Source organism: Corynebacterium sp. MSK012, from assembly GCF_030232435.1.
In the GTDB taxonomy this organism is placed as follows: domain Bacteria; phylum Actinomycetota; class Actinomycetes; order Mycobacteriales; family Mycobacteriaceae; genus Corynebacterium; species Corynebacterium jeikeium_D.
The window spans coordinates 20,717-37,405 of sequence record NZ_JASPJU010000006.1; the positions used below are offsets into that span (position 1 = coordinate 20,717).

Below are 16,689 nucleotides of genomic sequence, written 5' to 3' on the forward strand. Positions count from 1 at the left end.
GGCGGGAAATGGGCCAGATTTTGGGCACGCAGCGTAATGAGGGCGAAAAATCTGGCGGGCTGGAGAACGAAAACACCCCGTGACCTGCATAGTCACGGGGTATTTATGTGTGCGCCTGGGGAGACTTGAACTCCCACGCCCTAAGGCACTGGAACCTAAATCCAGCGCGTCTGCCAATTCCGCCACAGGCGCCCGTCGCGAATCCGTGACAGTTACGTACAGTCCCCGTAAGCATGGACTACCTATTAGCCACCTACAGGCACAACGAACTTTCACAGCTCATTTGGACTGTACACACTTTAACGGGTTTGCCGCAGATTTCCTAATGTCCCATCCCCTGCCTATCCAGCGAGCGCGCTAGCTTGGCAGGTCACGGACTAGCTATGGTGGTTATGTGTCCACTTCACAGCATTCCAATACCACTGACAAGCCAGCGAAGATTCCCACTCGTACCCGCGTGATGCAACTAATCTTCTTGGCTCTTGCAGTCGGCGCCACTCTTGCACTCGCCTACTGGCAGCTCAGCAGGTGGAACACAACCAGCTCATTCCAAAACCTGGGCTACGCACTGCAGTGGCCAGCTTTCGGCCTGTTCTTTATTTGGGCCTACCGCAAATACATGGAGTACGAACGCGAACGCCTGAGCGGCAATAGCGAGGCCGCATTTGAGGCTAAAGACGATGTCATGACGGAAATTCCAGACGAATTCCTGCCGACCAACCCAGATGGCTCGCGAAAGGTGCAGCGTGTGGATGAGACACAATCGACGGATTCTGGCACCAACGCCTAGGCGATAACTGCTTATTCGAGAAAAGGACTTTTAGTGACCAACATCAATCCAGATCGTCAAGAGCGCGTAAGGAAGGCACTGACGTACTTCTCCGTCACCGCCTACTTCACGGGTGTGATGCTGCTCTTGCTGTGTGCCGAGATGATTTACAAGTACCTCATCCTCGACAACTCCGCCGACGCGCCGCGGTGGTTCTTCTACACCGCCCAGATTCACGGCTTCGGCTACATGGCATTCCTCATTGCCACCGTAAACCTGGGTACCAAGGCCCGCTGGGAACCAGCAAAGTGGATTATCACCGCGCTCGGTGGCGTGGTCCCGTTCCTCTCCTTCTTCGTCGAGAAGAAGCGTCGTGAGGAAGTCGAGACCGCTTTCCAGCTGAAGTAGCGGGCTCTCGGCAGCCCGAGGGCTACCCCTTAGCCTCAACCTCAGCCAGAATTTTCAGCGCCGGAGTCAAGGCACGCAGTGCACGCCCCCTGTGGCTAAAAGCGTCCTTGTCTTCGGCGCTCATTTGTGCCGCAGACAAGGCCCCCTCAGCTTCGTTGCCCTCCCCAACTGCGGGCGCGAACACCGGATCGTAGCCGAACCCATTGTCCCCAACAGGCTCGCGCAGAATGGCGCCAGGCCAGCGGCCCTCTACAACCAGCAGCAGATTACCGGCTTCATCGAGGACGGCTGGGAAACCGCCGTCGGCAAGCGCGGACGGCACCTCCTTGACACCGGGGACGACCAACGCGCAGGCGGTACGGAAGGACGCCGTACGACGCTCATCTGGGCAGTCCCCCATCTGGGCGAGCAGCAGCTCGTAGTTAGCGACATCGTCGCCGTGAGTGCCCGACCAGCGCGCCGAGAGCACACCCGGCATGCCGTTTAGCTCATCGACGCTGAGCCCCGAATCGTCTGCCAAGCACGCGTAGCCGGTGTGTGTCGCACCATCGAAAGCCTTGATGTAGGCGTTGTCCGCAAAAGTGCGACCGGTTTCGGGGCGCTCTGGGTACTCCGGGACGTCGCTAAGCGAAAGAAGTTCCACCGAATCAATACCCGCCGCACGCAGGATGCGGTCGAGCTCGACTAGTTTTTTAGAATTTCGGGTAGCGACGAGGAGCTTCACGGCAGCTCACCCGGGTACGGCGCACGCAGAACTTCCTGCTGCAGGGCAACGAGCTCACGCAGACCCTTTTCCGCCGAGTCGAGCATGTCATTCAGCTGACCTCGGTCAAAGGTGCCTTCCTCGCCAGTGCCCTGGATTTCGACGAACTTACCCTCTGCGGTCATCACCACGTTGAGGTCGACCTCAGCGCGGGAGTCCTCCTCGTAAGGCAGATCTAGACAGACACGGCCGTCAATAATGCCAACCGAAACAGCTGCGACTGGTGCCTTCAGCGGGGTGCCCGGAACTGCACCCGCTGCATGCAGGTAGGTCAGGGCATCAGCCAGCGCGACGTACGCACCGGTGATGGAAGCGGTTCGAGTACCACCATCCGCCTGCAGAACATCACAGTCGATGTTGATGGTGTTCTCACCGAGTTCCTTCAAGTCGATAGCAGCTCGCAAGGAGCGACCGATCAGACGGGAAATCTCGTGAGTGCGACCCTTGACCTTGCCGCGCATTGACTCGCGGGGCATGCGCTCGTGGGTAGAGGCCGGCAGCATGGAGTACTCAGCGGTCAACCAGCCCTCGCCGGAGTCACGCTTGAATCGTGGCACCGACTGTTCGACGGAAGCGGTGCACATTACACGCGTATTGCCGAAAGTAACCAGCACAGAACCTGCCGGATTGTCGGTGAAGCCACGAGTGATGGTCACCTTGCGCATTTCATCAACCGCGCGTCCATCGGCACGGCGAAAATTGGAATTAGCTGTAGTCATGCCAACTACCCTACCGCCCGGCGCGAAAGCGGTGCGACAGCTGTATGGAAACTCGATAATCGCTGTGACTAGCCGCCTAGCTCCATGCCCAGGTAGGCCAATTCAACGTCACCGGCAAAGGTACTCTTCGCAGCACGTAGTGCTTCTTCACCGTCGGCGTATGGCGGAATGTGAGTCAGCACCAGCTTCTTGACCCCCGCCAGTGTCGCTGCCTTTCCGGCCTCAAAGCCTGTCAGGTGCATGTCCGGCGGTGTGCCCTCTTCGTTGCTGCACCATGTGGCTTCGCAGATGAAGATATCCGCATTCCGCGCCAGCTCCACCAGTTCATCGGTCCACGCAGTATCTCCGGTGTATGCAATGGTCAGACCATCTGCTTCAATGCGGTATCCAACAGCTGGCACCGGGTGGACCATGTTATACGGCGTGACGACGGCGCCTCCGTCCGCTTCGCCCCCGCCGACTAACAGTGGTTCACCGGGGCTACTCACAACCTGGTCAAAAGTGTCTTCCAGGTTGGCATCTTCTTCACTTCCCAGTGCTTTGCACATGGTGCCTATCCGGTCGTGAATGTCTCCGGGGCCAACCAGGAGATTCCGGGAACTCGCTGGGGCTGTCGGGTGGAAGCGACGCCAGACGAGCAGCCCTGGAATGTCTGCAGTGTGGTCTGGGTGGACATGAGTTAGTAACAAATCACAAGCTGCAGGATCAGAGATCTTCTGCAATTCGGCGAGGACACCGGGACCCAAATCAATGACAAAGGTTCGACCGTTATCCAGCTCAATGAGGTAGCCAGATGCTGGCGCCGATGGGCCACCCATGCTGCCTGTACATCCCAGAACCTTCAATCGCATACTTCAAGCTTGCCATGTAATTGATCAAAACCGAGCAAAAAACCAATGGAGTGTCTGGATTTAATAAGAAAGGTCACATTTGGGAATGCATAGTGACCTGGCTAATACCGGGCCCGAGGAAGCGCTTTGCCAGTGATGCAAAAACTTGCGGATCTCCAGTGGATTCAAATGTGCGCACAGGGTTCGGATTACTCTCCGGGTCAGCGAGCATGTCGGTCTTTGTGAGGATGCGCAGAACGTCCTTCGACGTCTCCTCCGCCGAGGACACTAGGGCGACGTCCTCCCCCATGGCCAGCTGAATCACACCAGACAGCAGCGGATAGTGGGTGCAGCCCAGCACGAGGGTGTCCACACCATCGGCCTGCAATGGCGCGAGGTAGCCCTCTGCAAGTCCCAGAATCTGGCGACCAGAGGTAATTCCTCGCTCGACAAAGTCCACGAATCGCGGGCAGTCGACCGCGGAGACATCCACACCGGGCACTGCATCAAAGAGATCTTGGTAGGCACGGGAGCGAATCGTGGCGGCGGTACCGATCACACCGACTTTTCCGTTCCTGGTGGTCGAGACCGCACGGCGCACAGCGGGCAGAATGACCTCGACTACTGGGACTGGGTAGCGCTCGCGGGCATCACGCAAAAATGCGGCCGAAGCAGTGTTGCAGGCAATGACAATCATCTTGCAGCCGCGTGCAACCAGTTCATCGGCAATCGCTTCCGCGTGCTGACGAACCTCGGCGATGCGCAACGGGCCGTAAGGGCCGTTGGCAGTATCGCCGATGTACATAATCGACTCGTGCGGAAGCTGATCCATGATGGCACGTGCCACTGTCAGCCCACCGACGCCGGAGTCGAAGATGCCAATCGGCGCTGTTCGGTCGGGGAAGCCGCTATCCTGCGCTGTCAGCTGATTGACTACCTGAGTTTCTGCTCCTGCTCCCACCGCTATCTGGACTCCTCATATCGTTGGTCAAACACCGAAGCTCCTATTCTAGGCCGATTCCGCCAGGAGCTGATGCCACGTACCTCGGGCTCTTAACCACGTGCACTCTTAGCCACGCGCACGACCACGCTTAAACATCACCGCAGCCCAGATGCCCGCAAGCCCGCCGAAGAGGTGCATCTGCCAACTAACAGCCATCTGTGTTGGCAGCACTCCCCAGATAAGACCCGAATACATCGATGCCAGAATTACGCCCAAAATAATCTGCATCACCCGACGATTCACGAAACCGCGTACCACCAAAAACGCCAGCCAGCCGTAAATCAGGCCGGACGCACCGATGTGGACGGTATTTACACCGCCGACCAGCCATGTCAGACCGCCACCAACGACCGTAATCAAGAGTGTGACCTGCCAAAATAGCCGCTTCGACGACATTGCAATCAAACCGGCGAACAACGCCCCGGGCAGAGAGTTCGCCACAATGTGCCCGTAATCTGCGTGCAGCAGCGGTGCGGTCAAAATTCCCCACAGCGTCGAGGTTTCGCGTGGGCGCACACCGAAGTTGTTCAGCGCCCCACCAAAGATGAATTCGTTGACAAGAAAGACCGTCCAGATAAGTGCCAGGTACCCAATAGCCGTACTGATGGCCGCCCCGAGCCCGCCGTCGCGATCCTGTGGAACAATCTGATTATTCCGCCGCGTCTGCACGGGACCGCCCATCGGGTACTGCGCATAGTTCTGGTAATTCTGCTGTTGTCCCGAGCTCCATTGCGGATTCATTGGCGAACTTCCTTCACTACTTGTCCAGCATCTCTGACAGCGCGGCTACTTCCGCGCGTCCCGTTGCACTCATCACGGCATCGACAATAGCCATCTGCACCGCATCGGCCGCCATCGCAGCCAACAGGGCCACCACATCCGAGCCCACGGGTTCAGCGTTTCCGCTATCCGCCGCCTCGGCCGAGCTGAGGGCAAACAGCGTGTCACCGTCCATCGGCGCATGGGCCGGCCGAATCGCTCGTGCCAGCCCATCATGACCGCACATCGCCAACCGCTTCAACTGCGCAGTTGTCACCGGCGCATTGGTTATCAACGTGCCAATCGTTGTGTTTCGCGTGCTTGCCGACGATTCCCCGTCGCCAGCCGCATCGGCGAGAATCTTGGTTCTACCGACGAAAACCTGGTCCAGCTGGGCCAATGCCTCCTTGCTGGCACCGGCAGCCGCCGGCATTCCGTAAAGGTGTCCCTCCGGGTCAATGACCGCACCAAAGGAGTTCACCACCATTGCGGCAGCCACAAAGTACTTACCATCGGCGGAGGTCACACGGGCTTGTCCAAAACCACCCTTGATTGCCCCAGCCATAGCGCCGACACCGGCACCTACTGTGCCGGAGGGAGTGTCCTCCGGGACGTCGTCAAGCGCGTGAGACAACGCCTCGCGCCCTAGCGCAGCGGTGGGCAGCGTCGGCTCCCCCAACAGCAAGTCGAAGATGACAGCACCGGGAACGATGGGCACGAGGATATCCGGACGAGTTGGGGTGACCTCAAAGCCAATGCCGCGGTCGCGCAGTTCACGCATAACTCCGTCGGCAGCTGCGAGGCCGTACGCGGAGCCGCCAGCCAAAACGACAGCGTGGGCGCGTTCGACCGTATTCTCCGGTGCGAGCAGGTCGGTCTCGCGGGTGCCCGGACCGCCGCCGCGGACATCGACAGCGCCGACAGCGCCGCCTGGAGCGGCGATGACGGTGACTCCGGTATCCCCCTCAGCAGCATGGCCGATGGAGATGCCGTCGATGGAGTCGAGACAGCCTGCGCCGATGTCGATGCTCGTGCCCAGCGCAGCACTGCTGGCTTGGTGTCGAATGTCGGTGGGGCTGATTGCGAAGATCTCAGAATTCATTGTCGACCACGGCACCTTTCACCACAGTTCATGGCAGCTAACCTCAGTTGATTACTGCATCTTTTCGGGGTTTTGCTCGGATTCGCTACTCACCCATGAGCTGGTCCAACAGTGACTCTTGGTTGTAGGACAGCCACTGGTACATCGCGTCGGTCTGCTCAATCTGTTCGATGGAGCCATTGAGGTTCTCCATGGAAACATGCAGGTAAATACGTAAGTCATTGATACCCGCTACCCAGGCATGGGCATCACTTTCCGAAATGGATACCTGCCCCGACTCGGCGGGCTCCAGGGCATCGATAATCGCACGCAGGGAATGGAGCTTGCTCTCTACAATCTCCGATTCATGCAGCTGGCGCATGAAAGCGTTTTCCCCCTCCACGCTCTCCTCACCCGGCTTGGTGAAGTCCGGCAACAGTCGCGCAAGCTTCGGATCGGATGGGGCTTCGGAGTGTCCGACAGGCATTCCCGTCATTTCCGCGAGCTCATCCTTCGGCGCCGACCGGGCTCGCTCCATCAGCGAGTCCGCCACAGTAGCAGCCAGATTCAGCAGCAAATCCCGCTCCGTGCCTTCAAAAGCCGTGACGTACTTGACGCCACCGCCGAGAAGGGATCGCTTGCGCTTCCAAGGACGCATGTAAATTCTCTCCCGCTGTCGAATATCGGCTTAGTCAGCCTGCTCCATTGTTGCCCACAAGCCTGCCTTGTGGAGCTTCTTCACATCGGCCTCTACCTTGTCACGCTCACCGGAAGACACGATTGCCTTGCCCTCCGTGTGAACCGTCATCATCAGCGCGTGCGCCTTCTTTCGGTCCATGCCGAAGAGCATCTGGAACACGTAGGTGACATAACTCATCGAATTAACCTGGTCATCCCACACAATGCACTGCCAGGGTCGGTTCGATTCCGTCACGACATCGGCATCCATAGTGGGCATCGGTGTTGCTGCTGGCATGCTCATAGGCACCAGGATAGTACGGAGTGGCGCGCGCTCGCCGGAACCGACTGCCCCGGCCAGCTTCAGCCGACTAGACTATTGACCGTGATTGATAAGCATTCCTCCACCGCCCTTCTCACCGATAAGTACGAACTGACGATGCTGCAGGCATCGCTTGCCGACGGATCCGGCGAGCGCCAGGTCGCCTTCGAGGTGTTTGGCCGTCGTCTGCCGAATGAGCGCCGCTATGGCGTTGTCGCTGGGACAGCGCGTGTATTGGATGCTATCCGCAACTTCCGCTTCACCGAGGAACAGCTGGCTTCGCTGGACTTCCTCGACGACCGGACGCTGGATTACCTGCGTAACTATTCCTTCAGCGGCCAAGTCGACGGCTACCGCGAAGGAGAGCTCTACTTCCCCGCCTCGCCCATTTTGACTGTGCGGGGCACTTTCGCCGAGTGTGTCATTTTGGAGACTGTTATTCTCTCCATTCTCAATGCGGACTCCGCCATTGCCTCGGCAGCGACCCGAATGGTCACGGCTGCCGGTGGGCGCCCGATTATTGAAATGGGTTCGCGTCGTACTCATGAAGAAGCAGCTGTGACTGCTGCCCGCGCCGCTTACCTGGCAGGTTTTAGCGCCACCTCCAACTTGGAGGCAGCGGCACGGTACAACATCCCAGCCTCCGGTACCGCTGCGCACGCGTGGACTCTGTTGCACACCAACCCAGATGGCACGACGAACGAGGCTGCGGCCTTCAAGGCTCAGATTGACACACTGGGAACCGACACCACTTTGTTGGTGGATACCTACGACATCACCGAGGGCGTCAATACGGCCATTGAGGTCGCGGGTCCGGAACTCGGCGGTGTACGTATTGACTCCGGTGACCTCGGAGTTCTCGCTCGCCAGGTGCGTCAGCAGCTGGACTCGCTGGGTGCACACAACACCAACATCGTAGTGTCCTCTGACCTCGACGAGTTCGCCATTGCGGCACTGAGGGCCGAGCCGGTCGATGTCTACGGTGTGGGCACCTCGGTAGTCACTGGCTCCGGCGCACCAACTGCGGGACTGGTCTACAAGATGGTCGAAGTTGATGGGGTGCCCGTCGCCAAGCGCTCGTTGGACAAGCGAAGCCACGGTGGCGTGAAGGCGGCGATTCGTACCTGCCGCCGTTCCGGTACCGCCGTGGAGGAAATCGCTTTCCCGCTCGGTTCGGAAATCCCGGATGTGGGCAACCTGCACTACCGCGATCTAACCATCCCGATGATGCGCGATGGCGAGGTCGTCGATGGTCTACCGACCTTGGAGGAGTCCCGCGATCACTTGGTTAAGGCGCTGGTCAGCCTCCCGTGGGAGGGGCTCGCACTTTCCCGTGACGAGCCGGTACTGTCCGTCCGCTTCCACGGCGTTTAGGCGGCGGGGGAACTGTGTCGGATACTCCCGAGCACGCAGATTTTGCTGAGCTATCGGACGGCTTTGAGGACTTTGACGATGTTGATGGTGCAGACGAGCTAGCTTCACCGAGAGCCAGCGTCCATGACTCGGATAGCATCGAAGCTCTTCTCGATGCAGCAGTGAAGGGACTCGGCGGAACAACTCGCCCGAATCAGGTCAAAATGTCCCGGTCAGTGGCCTCCGCCTTTGCGCGCGAGCGACACCTAGCGGTACAGGCCGGTACCGGTACTGGTAAGTCACTGGCCTACCTGGTGCCCGCCATTGTGCAAGCAATGGAGTCCGACGAGTCAGTAATCGTTTCCACGGCGACCATTGCTCTGCAACGCCAGCTGGTCGAACGCGACTTGCCGCGGCTAGTCAGTTCGCTAGAGCCACACTTGTCCCGCACGCCAACCTTCGCAATCCTCAAAGGCCGCTCAAACTACCTGTGCAAGTCCAAGGTCGGAAATGTCATCAAAGATCCCGTCATGGACGGTGATGAATCCGAGCAGGCCAGCTCAGGTGACGCCGTTGGCCCCACTGCCCTCCTCAGCGAAGCGCAGCTCAGCCGAACCGCTGCCGAGGTCATGCGGCTACGCGAGTGGGCCAATGACACCGACACCGGCGACCGCGACAGCCTGGACAAGGGCGTTTCCAACGAAGCCTGGCGGCAGGTCTCCGTCACGGCTCGCGAATGCGTCGGTGCCATTTCCTGCCCTTTCGGCGAGGAGTGTTTCGCCGAACAAGCCCGCCGCGAGGCCTCCAACGTTGACATCGTTGTCACCAATCACGCACTGTTGGCCATCGATGCGCTCTCCGACGCCATGATTTTGCCGCAGCACGACTGCGTTGTCATTGACGAGGCTCACGAGCTCGACGGTCGAATCACCTCTGTTGCCACCGACGAGCTCTCCCCTGCCGGTATCACCATGATGGCCCGGCGCGCCCGCAAATTCGGAGCCGCAGAGCAGGTGGATGATGTCACCGATGCCACGGATCTACTCGGCGAGACCGTCGCATTGCTTGCCGACGCCTACAGCGGCGCACTCGAAGAAATTCCCGGTGAGCTTGGAGCGGCGCTAACTTCGCTCCGCGATAGCCTGTGGCAACTACAGACCACGCTAGGCACCTCTAGTTCAGGCAGCTCTGGCGGGTCGGGCTCCGGTGGTTCGAGTTCTGACTCTGACAACACTGAGCGCCAGACCGTCCGCGCTGCCGTGGAGAATATGCACGACACAGTCGTGCGAATTCTAGAGTTCAGTAGCGACGATGTCGTATGGCTTGGCGAGAACAAGACAGTTTATGTCGCTCCCCTGTCCATCGCAGCACTGCTTCGCGAACGCCTCTTCGGCGAATCCACCGTCGTTTTGACCTCAGCAACACTTGCTCTTGGCGGCAAGTTCGATGCCATGGCCGCCGCTTGGGGGCTTCCCTCCGGTGGGTGGGATGGCTTGGACGTCGGCACGCCCTTTGACCCGCAGAAATCTGGCATCCTCTACGTCGCACGCGACCTGCCACGACCTGGACGCGACGGCGCCACACCGGAGCAGTTCGCGATCATGGAGCGCCTCATCCGCGCCGCTGGTGGGCGAACGCTCGGGCTGTTTTCTTCTCGCCGAGGCGCCGAGGCAGCGGCGGAGGAAATGCGCAAGCGCCTGCCTTACGACGTGCTGTGCCAAGGCGATGACTCTATCGGTGCTCTGGTTGATCGCTTCGCAGCTAATCCGCAGACATGCTTGTTTGGCACGCTGACGCTGTGGCAAGGCGTCGATGTTCCTGGCCCATCGCTATCGTGTGTCATCATCGATCGCATCCCGTTCCCCCGCCCCGACGACCCGCTTTTGTCCGCGCGCTCCGATGCGGCTAATGCCGCTGGCCGAAACGGTTTTATGGAGGTCTCAGCGACACATGCAGCGCTGCTGATGGCGCAGGGTTCTGGTCGTCTGCTACGCCAAGTCGATGACCGCGGGGTTGTTGCGGTACTGGATTCACGGTTGGCTACTGCACGCTATGGTTCCTGGATTGCCGCGTCGATGCCTGACTTCTGGAGGACGACCAACCTGGATATTGCGGCTGGAGCGTTGCGGCGGCTGACCCAAGGCTGATTCAGGGGACTCGTCTGGGCTCACGAAGTAATGCAGGATCAGGCATAGTTTCTGGAAAAACTTCCACGCTTTTCTATCTAATACATTATTGTGATGTGTAACACAGCACTGCTGCAGCGACCTAGCTAATGATGCAGGGCACTTGGCAGCCGTGCGCGAGATTAGAAAGGCGATTTCCTGCATGCCCCTTTCCAGCAACCTCCCCGACATCGACATCCCGGAGACCTCGCTCTTCGAGTTTCTCTTCGGAGAAATTGAGCCGCGTCACCAGGACAAGCTTGCAATCGTTGACTCAGGCTCCGAGGTCACCTTCGGTGATCTGAAGGCCAGCATTGAGAAGTTTGCGGGTGCGCTGGCAGCACGTGGGATTAAGAAGGGCGACGTTGTGGCTCTCCACTGCCCCAACTCGACAACCTTCGCGGTCGCTCTTCACGGTGTCCTACGCGCGGGGGCTGTCTGCACGACGGTCGCATCGCTGGCAACTGCGGAGGACATTGAAAACCAACTCCGGATGTCTGACGCGAAGATGATGCTGACGACCTCCTCAATCGGTTGGGCTGGCGCCCACGGCGCTGAGGCTGCTGGTCTGCCGGAAGAGATGATTATCGGCCTGACGGGTCTCCACGGCATGGGCGAGCTGCTTGCCGAGGGGCACGCAGCCCCGGACGTCGACGTATCACCCGATGACGTTGCCGTGATTCCGTTTTCCTCGGGAACCACCGGTGTACCGAAGGGCGTCCAGCTCACTCACCGCAACTTGGTGGCCAACGTCGCTCAGGCGGGTGGAGCTACAGTCAACGCGCTGACCGAGGACACCCCGGCTGTCACTATCCTGCCGTTTTTCCACATCTACGGCCTGACTGCGCTGCTGAATCTGTGCCTGTGGCGCCGCACGACGCAGTACACCATGGGCAAGTTCGACCTCGTCGATTTCCTGTCCATCATCGCCGAGCACAAGGTGAAGTTCGCGTTCATCGCACCGCCTGTAGCTGTGGGCCTGGCCAAGCACCCAGCTGTCGATTCCTTTGACCTGTCCAGCCTGGAGACAATCTTCTCGGGTGCCGCTTCTCTCCAACTTGACCTCGCGGAACAGGTGGAAAAGCGCCTTGACTGCGTGGTCGCACAGGGCTTCGGCATGACCGAGTCCTCGCCAGCAGCCCACATCCGCATCGGCCACGATAGTCCGCTGGACTCGATCGGTCGCGCAGTCCCCAACACTCAGTACAAGATTGTCAACCTCGACTCCGACAGCTTTGAGGAAATCCCGGTTCCCGCCGAGGGGCGCTCGGAGGCAGGTGAGCTATGGATTCATGGTCCACAGGTGATGAAGGGCTACCTCAACAACCCGAAGGCGACGGCAGAGACGCTTGTCGACGGTTGGCTGCGTACCGGCGACGTTGCGGAACTCGACGAACACGGGAATGTGTACATCGTCGACCGCTTCAAGGAACTGATTAAGTACAAGGGCTACCAGGTTCCGCCGGCCGAGCTCGAGTCCGTGCTGCTCAACCACCCGGATATTGCCGATGCCGCCTGCAGTGGTGTCGTTCGCTCCGACGGCGAGGAGATTCCTAAGGCTTACGTCGTCATCAAGGCGGGCGAGCAGGTGACTGAAGACGAGATTATGGACTACGTCGCCGACCGCGTCGCACCGTACAAGAAGGTGCGAGCAGTCGAGTTCATGGATGAAATCCCGAAGTCGGCGACGGGCAAGATTCTGCGCAAGGATCTCAAGGCCATGGAGGCAGCACGCGCTCAGTCGTGAGTTACTGCCCCAGGGGTCACCGCCACGGTGACTGAACCGGGTGCAATCTCGGTAAACCCGGCATCCTGAACCTCAACCGCGCGGGGCTCTGGCGCTGGCCACTGCTCCCGCGGTACTTCTTTCACATCTAACGCATAACCACTTTGCGCCCACGCCCAAGCGTCCTCGACCGACAGGCTGGCCGCATAGAGCATCGAGCCGTGTCCAACTTGCGCGGCCACCTTTCCTACGGACATATTCAGGTTTTTGTCCACCCAAATCACTGGCGGAGCAAAGGTGTCAGCGCTCTCATGGTCGCCCGGGGCGCCGGGAGATGTGTTCTCCGGGTCGTCGTAAGGCAAATCGGTGCCGGAAATTTGTAGTTTGGCAATCTCCGGGTAGGTTTCGTCGACAGGCGTTGGCACTAGTGCGCGAGCTTGCGCGCCGTCGACGTCCACGGTGACACCCGGTGCAAGCTGAGCGCGTTGCCAGCCGATATTGCGAGCGCGACGTGTGAGCTTGCGGATGCGCGCACCGTACCAAGACGCCAGACCTTGTTGATAGGCAGAAGTGTCATCGCCTGCGCGTTCGTCCAGGCAACAAGCAACCACAGCCATCGCGGCAGCGCGGAGCAGCGCAGTGCGCGAGGGGCGTTCCTTCTTCGGAACCTCAAGCACAATAGCCATTGCCCACGGCACATCCTCGCCGTGGTCTTCCCTATCAGGTTGCGGCAGGAGGTTATGGGCGATACGGAACCACTCCGGTACCGATGATGCGTCCGTGACAGCTGGATTCTTGTGATCCTCGCGTTGCACTACTGCTCCAACGGCACGCGGCGGAAGGTGCCATCTTCGCGGTCGGCATCGTCGATTTCATCGCGGGAAATGCCCAGCATGAACAGAATCGAGTCCATGAATGGAACGTTGACGGACGTGTCAGCGATTTCCTTTAGCGCCGGCTTGGCATTGAAAGCAATACCAAGGCCTGCGACCGACAACATATCGATGTCATTGGCCCCATCGCCGACCGCAACGGTCTGATGCATCTGAAATCCCGACTCTGCGGCGAACGTCTTGAGGCTGCGGGCCTTCTCCTGCCTATCGACGACATCGCCGACCACGCGTCCAGTCAGCTTTCCGTCCTCGACCTCGAGGGTATTCGCCTTGTAAAAGTCCAGACCGAGATCCTTTGCCAGCGGCTCCAAGATCTGGATAAAGCCACCGGAGACAGCACCACACTTGTAACCGAGGCGCTTCAGCGTGCGGATCGTGGTGCGGGCGCCTGGAGTCAGCTCGATGGAGTTAGTGACTTCCTCTAGGACGCTGACCGGCAGGCCAGCCAGAGCCTTAACTCGCTCATGCAGTGACTCGGCGAAGTCCAGCTCACCGCGCATAGCGCGCTCTGTAACCGCTGCAACCTCCGCCTCGCGACCAGCATGGGCGGCCAGCATCTCAATGACCTCACCGGTAATCAAGGTCGAGTCCACATCGAAACAAATCAAGCGCTTGGAGCGGCGCTGCAAACCAGCGCGTTCAATTGCGATGTCAATGTCCTGGTCCTGTGCAAGCTCGGCCAGTGCCTTACGCAGCGGAATGCCCGCACCCGGCTTCGGGTCCGGAATAGAGACCAGCAATTCCAGGCCAGTGACTGGGTAGTCAGCAATACCGCGAATGGAATCGATGTTTGCACCGTAATCAGCAAGAGTGCGGCCGATACGGGAAATATCCTCAGCGTTGACCGGATTGCCCAACACGACAAGTGCGTGGGTGGAGCCATCGCTGCGCTCAATCGGCGCATCCAGCTGGAAACTGACAGTCATGCCGTGAGGCTTCAGTGTTTCAATGAGTCCCTCACGGAGAACACCGACCTTTTCTTCTGTGACACCAACAAGCGCACCGAGGCTCAGATTAGAGCGGAACACCGACTGTTCCACATCCAAAATTTGAACTCCGTGGGCCGCGAGCACGCGGAAGAAAGCTGCGGAGACACCCGGGCGGTCTCGGCCAACAGCGGTAATAAGCACCGGAGCTAGTCCCGGTGCCAACGAAACCGATAGAGCATCGGTATCTACAGACTGACTGGGAGAGGTAATTACCTGTTCATTCACCAATCCAGTATCGCATGAAGCCCCGGCAGAGCGCTCATCGCATAGTGGGATTCCGCACTTCAGTGGGTGGCCAGCGACAGGCGCTAGCCATCGCCTTGCTCTCTTGCCCTTCTGGCGCTCCCTGCGCCCCCCCCTGCTCTTACTGCGCTCTCTTACTGCCTCTTCCCTAGGAAAGACTCTCAAAGACAAGACTAAGGCCCCATCACGGAGAACCGTGATGGGGCCGTAGCTTCGCGTAGTTATTAACTCAGAGTTGCATCAGCCATGTAGCCACTAGCTCTTAGAGCTGGCGACCAACGTGGGCCTCTGCGCGCTGACGCTCAACCATGTGCGGGTAGTGCAGCTCGAACGCCGGGCGCTCCGAGCGGATGCGCGGCATCGAGGTGAAGTTGTGGCGCGGCGGCGGGCAAGAAGTAGCCCACTCGAGGGAGTTACCGTAACCCCACGGGTCATCAACAGTGACGACCTCACCGTAGCGCCAGGACTTGAAGACGTTCCAGACAAACGGGATAACAGACAGACCCAGGATGAACGCACCAACGGTGGAGATCATGTTCAGGGTGGTGAAACCGTCAGTCTCGAGGTAGTCGGCGTAACGACGCGGCATACCCTCGTTACCCAGCCAGTGCTGGACCAGGAAGGTCAGGTTGAAGCCGATGAAGGTCAGCCAGAAGTGAACCTTTGCCAGCTTCTCGTCGAGCATACGACCAGTCATCTTCGGGAACCAGAAGTAAACGCCCGAGTAGGAAGCGAAGACCAGGGTACCGAACAGGGTGTAGTGGAAGTGCGCCACGACGAAGTAAGTATCAGAGACGTGGAAGTCCAGCGGTGGGGAAGCCAGCATAATACCGGTCAAACCACCGAACAGGAAGGTCACGATGAAGCCGAGAGCGAAAGTCATCGGAGCCTCGAAGGTCATGTGGCCACGCCACATGGTGCCCATCCAGTTGATGAACTTAACACCGGTCGGGACCGAAATCAGGAAGGTCATGAACGAGAAGAACGGAAGCAGAACGCCACCGGTCACGAACATGTGGTGTGCCCACACAGCCATGGACAGACCTGCAATAGACAGGGTTGCGAAGACCATACCTGCGTAGCCGAACAGCGGCTTACGGGAAAAGACCGGAACGACCTCGGTGATGATGCCCACGAACGGCAACAGCAGGACGTAGACCTCTGGGTGACCGAAGAACCAGAACAGGTGCTGCCACAGCATTGCGCCACCGTTTGCCGGGTCGTAAATGTGACCGCCCAGCTTACGGTCGTACAAAACACCAAGAGCAGCTGCAGTCAGAATCGGGAAGATCAGCAGAGCCAGGATCGAGGTAACCAGGATGTTCCAGGTGAAGATTGGCATACGGAACATGGTCATGCCTGGTGCACGGAGGCACAGGACAGTGGTGGTCATGTTAATGGCGGAAGCGATGGTACCGACACCACCAACACCGACACCGACAATCCACAGGTCAGAACCGACACCCGGAGAGTGAATCGGGTCAGACAGCGGGGAGTACATGGTCCAACCGAAGTCAGCAGCACCACCCGGGGTCAGGAAGCCCGACAGCATCAGAATGCCACCAATGGTGGTCAGCCAGAAGCCGAAAGCGTTCAGACGCGGGAAAGCCACGTCCGGAGCACCAATCTGAAGTGGCAGAATGTAGTTAGCAAAACCCCAAACAATCGGGGTACCGAACAGAAGCAGCATCACCGTGCCGTGCATGGTGAACATCTGGTTGAACTGCTCGTTAGAAAGGAACTGAAGTCCTGGGGCGAAGAGCTCAGCACGGATAAGCAGAGCCATCAGACCGCCGACAAAGAAGAACGAGAAGGACATAATGATGTACATGATGCCCAGCTTCTTGTGGTCGGTCGTGGTCAGCATTTCCCACGCCCAGCTGCCCTTACGCTCATGTCCGAACGGCTGCGGCCGTTCCGGCGCTACAACGCCATGATCTGGACGAGGCGCTACTGCAGTCATTCTTCCTCCTTACTACGCGAAGATT

General features: G+C 59.1%; 16 protein-coding genes and 1 tRNA gene. 5 read left to right on the top strand and 12 right to left on the bottom strand.

Annotated elements, in window-relative coordinates; translation table 11 throughout:
* Positions 1–110 precede the first annotated feature (110 nt).
* Positions 111–192 (bottom strand) — tRNA-Leu (locus tag QP977_RS04925).
* 202 nt (positions 193–394) lie between these two features.
* Here QP977_RS04925 and QP977_RS04930 point away from each other — a divergent pair.
* Together QP977_RS04930 and QP977_RS04935 are read left to right on the top strand one after the other, a co-directional pair.
* A complete protein-coding gene (locus tag QP977_RS04930) occupies positions 395–790 on the top strand; it encodes a hypothetical protein (protein WP_259803117.1) in 396 nt (131 codons plus the stop codon).
* 33 nt (positions 791–823) lie between these two features.
* Positions 824–1,177, top strand: a complete 354-nt coding sequence (locus QP977_RS04935; protein ID WP_005511118.1) for a DUF3817 domain-containing protein — start codon at positions 824–826, stop codon at positions 1,175–1,177.
* Between the two features lie 22 nt (positions 1,178–1,199).
* Here QP977_RS04935 and QP977_RS04940 read toward each other — a convergent pair whose 3' ends face one another.
* The 8 genes from QP977_RS04940 to clpS all read right to left on the bottom strand — a co-directional run bounded on the left by QP977_RS04940 (position 1,200) and on the right by clpS (position 7,314).
* Positions 1,200–1,901 carry a non-canonical purine NTP pyrophosphatase gene (locus tag QP977_RS04940; RefSeq protein ID WP_016422267.1) on the bottom strand — a complete coding sequence of 234 codons (702 nt, stop codon included), beginning with the start codon at positions 1,899–1,901 and terminating at the stop codon, positions 1,200–1,202.
* Positions 1,898–2,659 carry a ribonuclease PH gene (gene rph, locus QP977_RS04945; RefSeq protein WP_284847184.1) on the bottom strand — a complete coding sequence of 254 codons (762 nt, stop codon included), beginning with the start codon at positions 2,657–2,659 and terminating at the stop codon, positions 1,898–1,900. The genes QP977_RS04940 and rph overlap by 4 nt, the downstream gene beginning before the upstream one ends.
* Positions 2,660–2,727: 68 nt before the next feature.
* A complete protein-coding gene (locus QP977_RS04950; RefSeq protein WP_284847185.1) occupies positions 2,728–3,510 on the bottom strand; it encodes an MBL fold metallo-hydrolase in 783 nt (260 codons plus the stop codon).
* A gap of 73 nt (positions 3,511–3,583) precedes the next feature.
* Positions 3,584–4,450, bottom strand: a complete 867-nt coding sequence (murI, locus tag QP977_RS04955; protein ID WP_370551064.1) for a glutamate racemase — start codon at positions 4,448–4,450, stop codon at positions 3,584–3,586.
* A gap of 108 nt (positions 4,451–4,558) precedes the next feature.
* Positions 4,559–5,233 (bottom strand): rhomboid family intramembrane serine protease, encoded by a 675-nt coding sequence (locus QP977_RS04960; protein WP_016422263.1) that lies wholly within the window; start codon positions 5,231–5,233, stop codon positions 4,559–4,561.
* A 16-nt stretch (positions 5,234–5,249) separates the two neighbouring features.
* Positions 5,250–6,353: a P1 family peptidase gene (locus QP977_RS04965; protein ID WP_070601156.1), complete on the bottom strand. Its 1,104-nt coding sequence runs from the start codon at positions 6,351–6,353 to the stop codon at positions 5,250–5,252.
* Positions 6,354–6,438: 85 nt separating this feature from the next.
* The gene (locus QP977_RS04970; protein WP_070546264.1) at positions 6,439–6,990 is read right to left on the bottom strand and encodes a DUF2017 domain-containing protein; all 552 of its coding nucleotides are present in this window, start codon (positions 6,988–6,990) and stop codon (positions 6,439–6,441) included.
* A gap of 30 nt (positions 6,991–7,020) precedes the next feature.
* Entirely contained in the window at positions 7,021–7,314 is a 294-nt protein-coding gene (gene clpS, locus QP977_RS04975) for an ATP-dependent Clp protease adapter ClpS (RefSeq protein WP_005511165.1), read from the bottom strand.
* A gap of 81 nt (positions 7,315–7,395) precedes the next feature.
* Here clpS and QP977_RS04980 point away from each other — a divergent pair, with 81 nt between their 5' ends.
* The 3 genes from QP977_RS04980 to QP977_RS04990 all read left to right on the top strand — a co-directional run bounded on the left by QP977_RS04980 (position 7,396) and on the right by QP977_RS04990 (position 12,597).
* Entirely contained in the window at positions 7,396–8,706 is a 1,311-nt protein-coding gene (locus QP977_RS04980) for a nicotinate phosphoribosyltransferase (protein ID WP_016422259.1), read from the top strand.
* A gap of 14 nt (positions 8,707–8,720) precedes the next feature.
* On the top strand, positions 8,721–10,832 hold the full coding sequence (locus tag QP977_RS04985) for an ATP-dependent DNA helicase (protein WP_410397586.1): 2,112 nt from the start codon (positions 8,721–8,723) through the stop codon (positions 10,830–10,832).
* A gap of 181 nt (positions 10,833–11,013) precedes the next feature.
* Positions 11,014–12,597 carry an AMP-binding protein gene (locus QP977_RS04990; RefSeq protein ID WP_284847186.1) on the top strand — a complete coding sequence of 528 codons (1,584 nt, stop codon included), beginning with the start codon at positions 11,014–11,016 and terminating at the stop codon, positions 12,595–12,597.
* Here the strand turns inward: QP977_RS04990 and QP977_RS04995 are convergent.
* The 3 genes from QP977_RS04995 to ctaD all read right to left on the bottom strand — a co-directional run bounded on the left by QP977_RS04995 (position 12,588) and on the right by ctaD (position 16,664).
* On the bottom strand, positions 12,588–13,391 hold the full coding sequence (locus QP977_RS04995) for a peptidyl-tRNA hydrolase (protein ID WP_147765851.1): 804 nt from the start codon (positions 13,389–13,391) through the stop codon (positions 12,588–12,590). The genes QP977_RS04990 and QP977_RS04995 overlap by 10 nt on opposite strands.
* Positions 13,391–14,683, bottom strand: coding sequence for a phosphoserine phosphatase SerB (gene serB / locus QP977_RS05000; RefSeq protein WP_048732992.1), 1,293 nt, complete (start codon positions 14,681–14,683; stop codon positions 13,391–13,393). The genes QP977_RS04995 and serB overlap by 1 nt, the downstream gene beginning before the upstream one ends.
* Before the next feature lie 280 nt (positions 14,684–14,963).
* On the bottom strand, positions 14,964–16,664 hold the full coding sequence (gene ctaD, locus QP977_RS05005) for an aa3-type cytochrome oxidase subunit I (protein WP_005511131.1): 1,701 nt from the start codon (positions 16,662–16,664) through the stop codon (positions 14,964–14,966).
* Positions 16,665–16,689 lie beyond the last annotated feature (25 nt).